General features: G+C 60.5%; 7 protein-coding genes. 1 reads left to right on the forward strand and 6 read right to left on the reverse strand.

Annotation, left to right across the window (positions count from 1 at the left end; all coding sequences use genetic code 11):
* Positions 1 to 119 precede the first annotated feature (119 nt).
* The 6 genes from AC1D2P_RS29990 to AC1D2P_RS30015 form a co-directional block, all read right to left on the reverse strand.
* Positions 120 to 692 (reverse strand): HupE/UreJ family protein, encoded by a 573-nt coding sequence (locus AC1D2P_RS29990; RefSeq protein WP_109785457.1) that lies wholly within the window; start codon positions 690 to 692, stop codon positions 120 to 122.
* Between the two features lie 29 nt (positions 693 to 721).
* Positions 722 to 1,336 (reverse strand): urease accessory protein UreG, encoded by a 615-nt coding sequence (ureG, locus tag AC1D2P_RS29995; protein ID WP_109785458.1) that lies wholly within the window; start codon positions 1,334 to 1,336, stop codon positions 722 to 724.
* A 23-nt stretch (positions 1,337 to 1,359) separates the two neighbouring features.
* Complete coding sequence (locus AC1D2P_RS30000) at positions 1,360 to 2,034, reverse strand: urease accessory protein UreF (protein WP_046033053.1); 675 nt, start codon at positions 2,032 to 2,034, stop codon at positions 1,360 to 1,362.
* Positions 2,031 to 2,531 carry an urease accessory protein UreE gene (gene ureE, locus AC1D2P_RS30005; protein ID WP_109785459.1) on the reverse strand — a complete coding sequence of 167 codons (501 nt, stop codon included), beginning with the start codon at positions 2,529 to 2,531 and terminating at the stop codon, positions 2,031 to 2,033. The genes AC1D2P_RS30000 and ureE overlap by 4 nt, the downstream gene beginning before the upstream one ends.
* Before the next feature lie 193 nt (positions 2,532 to 2,724).
* Positions 2,725 to 3,357, reverse strand: coding sequence for a TetR family transcriptional regulator (locus AC1D2P_RS30010; RefSeq protein ID WP_109785460.1), 633 nt, complete (start codon positions 3,355 to 3,357; stop codon positions 2,725 to 2,727).
* 157 nt (positions 3,358 to 3,514) lie between these two features.
* Positions 3,515 to 3,901, reverse strand: a complete 387-nt coding sequence (locus AC1D2P_RS30015) for a hypothetical protein (protein ID WP_109785461.1) — start codon at positions 3,899 to 3,901, stop codon at positions 3,515 to 3,517.
* A gap of 388 nt (positions 3,902 to 4,289) precedes the next feature.
* Between AC1D2P_RS30015 and AC1D2P_RS30020 the strand changes: the two genes are divergently transcribed.
* A partial coding sequence (locus AC1D2P_RS30020; protein WP_477811744.1) for an AsmA family protein occupies positions 4,290 to 6,304 on the forward strand: 2,015 nt, incomplete at its 3' end.

The raw sequence follows: 6,304 nt of genomic DNA on the forward strand, positions 1-6,304 counted from the left end.
TGATTTTTTTATCGCCGGTGACGGCCTCATCGCGAGCATGCTCGGCTCCTACTGTGCATTGCGTGCTCTTGTAGGAGCCGAGCTTGCTCGCGATGAGGCCTTCACCGGCGATAAAAAAATCAGCCCGCCAACAACCACACGCCAGTCGCCGCCGAAGCCGCGCCCGCCAATCGAACCAATGGCGCAGCCGCTTGCGGCAGCAAGCGAACGACCGCATACCCGGTCGCATGCAACGCCGCCGTTGCCGCCACAAAACCTGCCGCATAGGCCCAAGGGCTCGACATGTCCGGCAACTCCAACCCATGCGCCACACCGTGGAATAGCGCAAACAGCGCCGTCGCCCCCACCGCTACRCTCAATGGCGGACGAACGGCCAACGCCACCGCCAGCCCCAGCGCCAGCACCGACGCGGCAATCGCGCCTTCCAGCGCCGGCAGGTTCAGCCCTTCAAAGCCCAGCAGGCCGCCGATCAGCATAGTACCGACGAAGGTGCCGGGCAGCGCCCAGCGCGCCGCACCTTTTTGCTGAGCGGCCCACAAGCCGACCGCAACCATTGCCAGCAAGTGGTCGAGGCCGCCAATCGGGTGGCTGATGCCGGCGATCAAGCCGTTGTCACCATGACCCGGATGGGCGAAGGCGATGGCCGGGGTCAACAGCAGGGCCATGGCGCCCAGAATGCGTTTCAGTGTCATGGATAAGCTTCCTTGTTGATAAGTCGTGATCAGGCGGCTGTCAGCAGGCCCTGGCGTTCGATAAAGGCGATGATCTCTTCAAGGCCCAGTCCGGTTTTCTGGTTGCTGAACACAAACGGTTTGCCGTTGCGCATGCGTTTTGTGTCGCTGTCCATCATCTCCAGCGAGGCACCCACCAGCGGCGCGAGGTCGACCTTGTTGATTATCAGCAGATCGGATTTGCAGATCCCCGGCCCGCCCTTGCGCGGGAGTTTGTCGCCGGCCGACACGTCGATCACGTAGATGGTCAGGTCGGACAATTCCGGGCTGAACGTTGCCGACAGGTTGTCGCCACCGGACTCCACCAGAATCAGGTCCAGCCCCGGAAAGCGGCGGTTGAGTTGATCCACGGCTTCGAGGTTGATCGAGGCGTCTTCGCGGATCGCCGTGTGCGGGCAGCCGCCGGTTTCCACGCCGATGATTCGCTCGGGTGCCAGGGCTTCGTTGCGCACCAGAAAATCGGCGTCTTCGCGGGTGTAGATGTCGTTGGTGACGACCGCCAGGTTGTAGCGCTCGCGCAGGGCCAGGCACAGGGCCAGGGTCAGGGCGGTTTTGCCGGAACCGACCGGGCCGCCGATACCGACACGTAGAGGTTGTGTGTTCATGTGATTCTCCAAGCTAAAAGGCCCTAGGAACGGAACAGACGGCTGTACTGGCGCTCATGGGCCATGCACGCCAGGGACAGGCCAAAAGCGGCGCTGCCATAGTGTTCGGGGTTGATTCGGGTGGCGTCCTGCTGGGCTTGTTGCAGCAGCGGCAGCAATTCACTGGTCAGGCGTTGGGCGGCTTGCTGGCCCAGCGGCAGGGTTTTCATCAGTACGGCCAATTGGTTTTCCAGCCAGCTCCAGAGCCACGCGGCCAGCGCATCCTGGGGACAGATTCCCCAGGCCCGTGCCGCCAGCGCCCAACCGAGGGCCAGATGCGGTTCGGGGCGTTGGTCGAGGAAGGCGCGAGCCGGCGCGTCCAGCTCCGGTAAACCGTTGAGCAGTTGCTGCAAGGAATAGCCCATCTGTCGGCTCTCTTGATGCAGCTCGCGGGTTTCCCGACTGGCACGGTGTTGTTCACAGCGTCGGAGCAATTCGGGCCAGTTCTCTTCGGCCGCCGCCGTGCAATGGGCAAGCAGCAGCGGCGCCTCGAACCGTGCCAGGTTGAGCAGCAATTGATCACTGATCCAGCGTCGTGCGCCGTCCGCATTGCTTACGCGACCGTTTTCCACCGCCATTTCCAGACCCTGGGAATAGCTGTAGCCGCCAATCGGCAGCTGCGGGCTGGCCAGGCGCAGCAGCGCCCAGGCCGGGTTCATAAGCGGACGCCGAACTGGTGCAGTTTCGGCGGATAGTTGAAATCTTCGTCACCGTGCCGGGAGTGGTGGTGGCCTCCGCCATAGGCGCCGTGTTCCGGCTGGAAAGGTGCTTCGAGGCTTTCGACCTTGGCATCCAGCTGTTCGAGCATGGCTTTGAGCACGTAATCGTCGAGCAGGCGCAGCCAGCCATCACCGACCTGCAGGGCGACATGGCGATTGCCGAGGTGATAGGCGGCGCGAGTCAGCTCGAAGGCATTGGCGCAGGTAACGTGCAGCAATTGTTCGGGGCGGGCGCAGACACGCACGATGCGCCCGTCTTCGGCTTGCAGGCATTCGCCGTCATACAGGGGCGGCTGTCCGCGCTCCAAAAACAACCCGACGTCTTCACCTTCGGCACTGAAACAGCGCAAACGGCTTTTGCTCCGGGCTTCGAAGGTCAGGTGCAATTCGGCGGCCCAGACGGGTTGAGGGTCGATTCTGCGATGAATCACCAGCATCGGAAGGCTTCCAGCAATGGACATTGCTGAGGCTAGAGCAAGGGGCTTGCCAATCGGGCAATACGTAGGAAATACCTGTCGGAGTGCAGGGGGTGGTGTGCAAAGTTGGTTGAAGTTGGTGCGAGGAGGGGTGTGGTGCACCAATTTGCGGCGCACAAAAAAAGATCGCCATTGAGGCGATCAATTCAGGCGGTCATTCGGTGCTGCCGAGTCCTTGCCAATGCTTCAAACCGATAAAGATAAAGCGCAGTTGCTGAGTGATTTTCGCTTGAGGTGTCAAATGTTCAGGCAGCGCCTCGGCCGGCGGATCAATGATCTCGGGCAAGGTCGCAAACACACTTTTGACGATCAGATCAGCCATGACGCTCAGGCCGCCAATGTCGAGGTGTTGCAGCTTGGGCATCAAGGACAGGTCGGCTGCCAGGTCCGAGCTGATGTCTTCGCGCAAACGTGCGATGGCCTGGCGTACCGGCAGTGATCCGCCGTACTGCTCGCGGGCCAGAAACAGGAATTGCGAGCGATTGGCGCTGACCACGTCGAGAAAGATCCGTACCGACGCATCAATAATGCCGCCCATGACGAATTCGTTATGGCGCACCAGGCGAATGGTTTCACGGAAGGTCTGACCGACTTCGCTCACCAGCACCAGCCCCAGTTCGTCCATATCGGCGAAATGCCGGTAGAAACCGGTGGGCACGATGCCGGCGGTTCTCGCTACTTCGCGCAGGCTGAGACTGCCGAATCCTCGGCCGCATTCCATCAGGTGGCGTGCAGCGTCCATCAGGGCGTTGCGGGTCTGTTGTTTCTGTTCGGCGCGGGGCAGCATCGCAAGGGTGTTTTCTGGACAAGACAGCGGCGCACTCTAGCAAATCGGCTTCGCTGGCGTCGAACGACTATCGGGGGATCAAGCGGGGAAACATGGCTTCTCTATAAGTCAAAAGCCCAATCCGGGGATTGGGCTTTTTTTCAGGGCCGCCATGGGCTTAGCTCACAGCGCTGTTGCGTTCGATCACACGGTCACCACCGCCTTCAGCCAGGGTTTGGCCTTGTGGGGTGCGGTCGGAACCGCCTTCAGCCAGGGTCTGGCCTTGTGGGGTACGGTCGGAGCCACCTTCAGCCAGGGTTTGGCCTTGTGGAGTACGGTCCGAACCATCTTGGGTGATCAAGCCTTTTTCTTTCAGGCGATCGTTACCGCCTTCGGCAAGTGTCTGGCCTTGTGGGGTGCGGCTGGAACCATCGGCGGCAACGGTTTGGCTGAACACCGATTGGTTGTCTTTGACTTGCGGAGTGGCCTGATCCGCGGCTGGCAAAGCGAAAGCGGTGCTGGCTAGCATCGAGAGGGTCAGGCTAAGCAGTAATTGGCGTTTCATGATGGGTTGCTCCTTGGGGGGGCGATAAAGTGGGTACGAGGGCAATGCTACTCTCGATAAATCGATATGAAAGTTCATAACCGCAATGGTAATAATCAACAGAATTGATTGTTCTGCTGAGAGCCTCTAAACCGGGCGTTTTCGGCGAGTGTTTTTGCACCGAGGTGGGTATTTCCGACTCACTCGCGCCGCACAAAAGTGCGGGTGGGGTAACGCCGTTTAGAGCGCGCAGGTTGATCGCGCCCGATTATTTGAACGTTAATTGGCTTTTCGGTTAAACCTGCGCACCTTTTCCCAGTCCTAGATTTCATGGCAGGCCGGTTCTGGCCTAACGTTTCACACGTGCGTCGCGGTCAGGACGCTCAGTCGTTTCAAGGAGCCCTGTGCAATGACGCGCCCCCCTAAAATTGTTGCCTGGATCTTTGCCAGCCTGGTTGTTCTGCTGGCGATACTCGTACTGGTCATCGTGTTCTTCGATTGGAACCGGATCAAACCCGCGATAAACAACAAAGTCACCGAAGAACTGCACCGAGCATTCGCCATCAATGGCAACCTCGCGGTGGTCTGGCAGCGCGAGCTCGACGAGGCTGGCTGGCGGGCCTGGGTGCCGTGGCCGCATGTGGTCGCCGAAGACTTGAGCCTGGGCAACCCGGACTGGTTGAAGCAGCCGCAGATGGTCACCCTCAAACGCGTAGAGCTACGTATTTCACCGCTCGCCTTGCTGGCGCAGCGGGTGGTGATCCCGCGAATCGACCTGACCGAGCCGAACGCCAACCTGCAGCGCCTGGCCGATGGTCGCGCCAACTGGACGTTCAAATTCGACCCCAAGGACCCGAACGCCGAACCTTCGAACTGGGGGGTGGACATCGGCGCGATCGGCTTCGACAAAGGCCATGTCACCCTCGACGATCAGAGCTTGAAGACTCAACTGGATGTGCTGATCGACCCGCTGGGCAAACCCGTTCCGTTCAGTGACATCGTCGGTGACAAAGCGGCGAAAACCGCACAGGAAAAGGGGGCCGCGCCACAGGACTACGCCTTCGCGCTCAAGGTCAAAGGCCAGTACCACGCGCAGAAACTCGAAGGCTCCGGCAAGATCGGTGGGTTGCTGGCCCTGCAGGATGCGGCCAAGCCGTTTCCCCTGCAGGCCCAGGTGAAAATTGCCGATACCAGCGTCGAGTTGGCCGGCACGTTGACCGATCCCCTGAACCTCGGCGCGCTGGATCTGCGACTGAAATTGGCTGGCACCAGCCTGGGCAATTTGTATCCGCTGACCGGCGTGACGCTGCCGGATACACCGCCTTACGCCACCGACGGGCACTTGATCGCCAGGCTGCATGAGCCCAGCGGCGCAGTGTTCCGCTATGAAGAATTCAACGGCAAGATCGGTGAGAGCGACATCCATGGCAGCCTGGCTTATGTCGCCAGCCAGCCTCGGCCGAAACTCAGCGGTTCATTGCTCTCCAATCAATTGCTGTTTGCCGACCTTGCACCGTTGATTGGCGCCGACTCCAACGCCAAACAAAAGGAGCGCGGTGGCGACAGTAAACAGCCGCCGGACAAAGTGCTGCCGGTCGAAGAGTTCAAGACCGAGCGCTGGCGTGACATGGACGCCGATGTCGAATTCACCGGCAAGCGCATCGTCCACAGCGAAAAACTGCCGTTCAACGACCTGTATACGCACCTGGTCCTGACCGACGGGGAGCTGCGACTTGAGCCCCTGCGTTTTGGCGTGGCCGGGGGCAACCTGGAGGCGCAGATTCGCTTGAATGGCCGGACCGAACCGTTGGAAGGCCAAGCGAAACTCACGGCCCGCAAGTTCAAACTCAAGCAACTGTTCCCGACGTTCGAGCCGATGAAAACCAGTTTCGGCGAGCTCAATGGCGATGCCGACATTTCGGGGCGCGGCAACTCGGTGGCCAAGCTGTTGGGCAGTGCCAACGGCAATCTGAAAATGCTCATCAATGACGGGGCGATCAGCCGCGAGTTGATGGAATTGGCCGGGCTGAACGTCGGTAACTATGTGGTCGGCAAAATCTTTGGCGACAAGGAAGTGAAGATCAATTGCGCGGCGGCCGACTTCGATATCAAGACCGGGTTGGCGACCACGCGGCTGTTCGTCTTCGATACCGAGAACGCAATCATCTATATCGATGGCACCGCGAACATGGCCACGGAACAACTGGACCTGACCATCACGCCGGAGTCGAAGGGGTGGCGCCTGATTTCGTTGCGCTCGCCACTGTATGTGCGGGGCCCGTTCATCAAGCCGGATGCCGGGGTGAAAGCGGTGCCGCTGATGCTGCGCGGGGCGGGAATGGTCGCCCTGGGCGTGATCGCCGCTCCGGCGGCGGGGTTGCTGGCGTTGGTGGCACCCAGTGGTGACGCGCCAAACCAGTGTGC

Source organism: Pseudomonas sp. P1_F1_2 (assembly GCF_056405815.1).

Excerpts from the sequence above, each read along its gene's own strand:
- ureG (WP_109785458.1), bottom strand. The coding sequence starts at position 1,336 with ATGAACACACAACCTCTACGTGTCGGTATCGGCGGCCCGGTCGGTTCC.
- AC1D2P_RS30000 (WP_046033053.1), bottom strand. The coding sequence starts at position 2,034 with ATGAACCCGGCCTGGGCGCTGCTGCGCCTGGCCAGCCCGCAGCTGCCG.
- ureE (WP_109785459.1), bottom strand. The coding sequence starts at position 2,531 with ATGCTGGTGATTCATCGCAGAATCGACCCTCAACCCGTCTGGGCCGCC.
- AC1D2P_RS30010 (WP_109785460.1), bottom strand. The coding sequence starts at position 3,357 with ATGCTGCCCCGCGCCGAACAGAAACAACAGACCCGCAACGCCCTGATG.
- AC1D2P_RS30015 (WP_109785461.1), bottom strand. The coding sequence starts at position 3,901 with ATGAAACGCCAATTACTGCTTAGCCTGACCCTCTCGATGCTAGCCAGC.